This is a genomic window from Streptomyces sp. NPDC001270 (genome assembly GCF_042896695.1).
In the GTDB taxonomy this organism is placed as follows: Bacteria; Actinomycetota; Actinomycetes; order Streptomycetales; family Streptomycetaceae; genus Streptomyces.
The window spans coordinates 1-3,220 of record NZ_JBIAXM010000096.1 but is presented as its reverse complement, the minus strand read 5'-3'; the positions used below and the strand labels follow the sequence as shown (position 1 = coordinate 3,220).

Sequence of the window (3,220 nt, the reverse complement as noted above, 5' to 3'; positions counted from 1 at the left end):
TTTCGTCGTAATAGAACCTGGCGATCCTCCCTGCGGTTAATCCGTGCTGCCGAGTTCTCATGCAGTTGGCATGTTGAGCGGCCGCGCGAGATTACTGCTGGTGGGCAGCTGGTGGTGCGGAAGTGAGGCCGGTCCACCGCTTCAGTTCGCCCGAGTAACTGCCCGATGCTGTTGCCTGGGCTACCGATGTGGCTTCCGTCGGGGTCGGTTCATCCCCGACGGGAGAGCAGGGGCAGGGGCCAGGCCGGGGCACCCGACTGCTCACCCCGCGGCGGGACTCCCTCTGCCGCTCAGGCGGTCGGCGGGCCGCCCCGGCCGGTGACAACAAAGGTGCTTCCGCGCTGCCGGTGACAAGTAGCTCGCCAATCGGGTGACAACTACGATGCTTCCTCTCAAAGGCGCGCCGCCCAGGTGCTCACGTCGCGCGCCGCGTCACAGGTCGAATTCCAGATGCTCCACGTCCGTGAACTCGACCTCCAGGCCGGAGGCGCGGCGGCCGCCGTCACGGAAGTAGACCTCGCCGAGCGCTTCGGCCGCGAGGTCGCGCAGCTGCTGCTCGCCCGCGCCGGCGTCCTGGGCGTCGAACAGCCTGCCGGCGCGGTGCGGCGGCAGGGCGACGGTGAGGTGCCGGATCCGTGCGTCGTCGATGGTGCCCGGCGCGGCGGTGAAACCAAACCGGGCGCAGGTGTCCACCACCAGGCCGGTGCTCGTGGTGAAGCTTCCCCTTGATCGTGGACACCTGGAGACTGGGATCTTGAGGTTCCAGAGGAAGTAGTACCAGGGGGGAAGCAAGTACACGAAGCGGTACACCGAGGAGTTCAAGCGGGACGCCATTGCGCTCGTCGACTCCTCGGGCAAGACGGTTACCGCGGTCGCCCGGGAACTCGGGATCAGCTCGGAGTCCCTGCGCGGCTGGTACCGCAAGGCCAAGGCGGACCGGGGTGAGGGCACCCCCGGCGAGCTGACCAGTGCCGAGCGTGAGGAGTTGCGGCGGCTGCGCAAGGAGAATCGCGAACAGCAGCAGACGATCGAGATCCTGAAAAAAGGTGTGCCACGAACGCGGGAGGCTGCTTTGCGGTAGTTGAGTAGCTGAACGCGGTGCTGCACGAGAGATGAAGGATTTTCGGCCCTTCGGAGTCGCCCTGCGGGGGGAGGCTCCAAACCGCCACATGCTGCGGAAACGGTGACGCGACCGTGGTGAGCGACTGTGGAAAAGGCGCCCGTGAGGCGTCAAGTGGGGATCAGGGAGACGGAGCGCAGTCCCCTTACAGGGGATCGCTGTTGACGCGTCATTATTGATTAAATGGCATCAGAACCGGGTGTTACTTTTTGGCCCGGGATGAGTCTGGCGGAAACCCGTTTACTGGCCAGGTGGTGCCCGGCGTGGAGGCGACGTGAATCTGGTCTGCTGCTTTCGTGCGGAACGTGGGAAGACACACTTCGATGCCTCAACTCGGCGTTTGTCACGCGGTGTTGTGAAAGGGAGCCTTCCAAGCGGACAACCCGCGAGGAACTGAGTACCGATGCGATGTGTGTTGGCGGACCGGTTCGTAGTAGCGGTGAACCTCCTGCTGGGCGCGGTGGGAGCGGAGCGAAGGGGCCGGATTGTCCGTGGTTCGTTTGTTCGGTCAACCAGGAGTTCCCTGAGAGGAGCTGCGTGGGCGAGCTGAAGTCACAGATCAAGCCGTTCGAGATATCAAAAAACGGAGGTCTGGGAGGCATACCTGAAGGTCAAGGCAAATCAGGGTGCTCCGGGGGTGGATGGCTGCACGATCGAGGAGTTCGAGAAGGATCTGAAGGGGAACCTCTATAAGATCTGGAATCGACTGTCCTCGGGAAGCTATTTCCCTCCTCCGGTGAAAGGCGTGGAAATCCCGAAGTCGCATGGCGGCGGGGTTCGTTTGCTCGGTGTGCCCACGGTCGCGGACAGAATCGCCCAGACGGTGGTGGCCGCCCATCTGGAGAAGCAGGTGGAGCCGGTGTTCCACCCGGACTCCTACGGCTACCGGCCGGGCAGGTCAGCTCTGAGCGCGGTCGAGGCATGCCGGCGGCGGTGCTGGAAGAAGAAGTGGGCCGTCGATCTCGATGTCTCCAAATTCTTCGACAGCGTCCGCTGGAACCTCGTCATCAAGGCGGTGGAAACCCATACCGATGCCGTGTGGGTCGTGTTGTATGTGAAGCGGTGGCTTGCCGCTCCACTGCAACTTCCCGACGGCACCTTGCGGCAGCGAGATCGCGGAACCCCACAGGGATCGGCGGTTTCTCCCGTGCTGGCGAACCTGTTTCTGCACTATGCATTCGATCTGTGGCTCTCCCGGAACTTTCCGGACGTCCAGTTCGAACGCTATGCGGATGACGCAGTCGTGCACTACGACTCCGAACGCCGAGCCCGTGCGGTCCTGAAGGCGATCGGGGACAGGATGGAAGAGGTCGGCCTGCAACTGCACCCGGCCAAGACCCGGATCGTGTACTGCGGAAGAGACGGGCGCTACGACAGTGTCGCGGCAACATCGTTCACCTTCCTCGGCTTCACGTTCCAGCGTCGTCCAGCGCGAGACCGGAACGGAAAGATCTTCACCTCATTCCTTCCGGCGCCCAGCAAGGACGCCCTCAAGAAGATGAGCAGGGAGGTCCGCTCCTGGCGGCTCCACATGCACATCGGCTATACCCTCGGTGAGTTCGCGCGATGGCTCAACCCCATCATTCGCGGCTGGATGCAGTACTACGGCGCCTTCTATCGCACCGAGTTGTATCCCCTCCTCAAGCACATCAACTACTACCTGATGCGCTGGGTCCGCAAGAAGTACCGGCGGCTGAAGACCTTCAAGAATTTCCACCGGCGATGGAAACAGGTCACCACCGCGTACCCGCTTTTCTTCGCCCATTGGAAATGGGTCCACTCGATCTGGTGACCAGGATAATAGGAGCCCGGTGACGGGAGACTGTCACGCCGGGATCTGTGGGAGCCCGGGGGTGAAATTCCCCCAGGCCACCCGACCGACCGCCTTCTTCGTGAAGGAGAACGACCGGTGAGCGAGCTCGACCGGTTCATCCACGCGGAGAAGGCGAACTATCCGATCACGCTGCTGTGCCGGGTGCTGCACGTGGCCCGCTCCTCCTACTATGCTTGGCGCGAGGGTGAGGCGGCTCGCCGTGCCCGGCAGGCCGCCGACGACGCACTCGCACACGAGATCACCGTGGTGCACATCGCCTCCCGCCG

At 63.4% G+C, this 3,220-nt stretch carries 3 protein-coding genes and 1 pseudogene; 3 read left to right on the top strand and 1 reads right to left on the bottom strand.

What is annotated here, in order from left to right:
- Positions 1–432: 432 nt before the first annotated feature.
- Entirely contained in the window at positions 433–834 is a 402-nt protein-coding gene (gene tpg, locus ACFY2B_RS46105; RefSeq protein WP_390769037.1) for a telomere-protecting terminal protein Tpg, read from the bottom strand.
- Between tpg and ACFY2B_RS46100 the strand changes: the two genes are divergently transcribed.
- The 3 genes and pseudogenes from ACFY2B_RS46100 to ACFY2B_RS46090 form a co-directional block, all read left to right on the top strand.
- Positions 833–1,081 carry a transposase gene (locus ACFY2B_RS46100; RefSeq protein WP_390769038.1) on the top strand — a complete coding sequence of 83 codons (249 nt, stop codon included), beginning with the start codon at positions 833–835 and terminating at the stop codon, positions 1,079–1,081. The two genes, tpg and ACFY2B_RS46100, sit on opposite strands and share 2 nt — an antisense overlap.
- 676 nt (positions 1,082–1,757) lie before the next feature.
- On the top strand, positions 1,758–2,912 hold the full coding sequence (gene ltrA, locus ACFY2B_RS46095) for a group II intron reverse transcriptase/maturase (RefSeq protein ID WP_390769036.1): 1,155 nt from the start codon (positions 1,758–1,760) through the stop codon (positions 2,910–2,912).
- Positions 2,913–3,029: 117 nt separating this feature from the next.
- Positions 3,030–3,220: pseudogene (locus tag ACFY2B_RS46090) on the top strand (hypothetical protein); the annotation flags it as partial.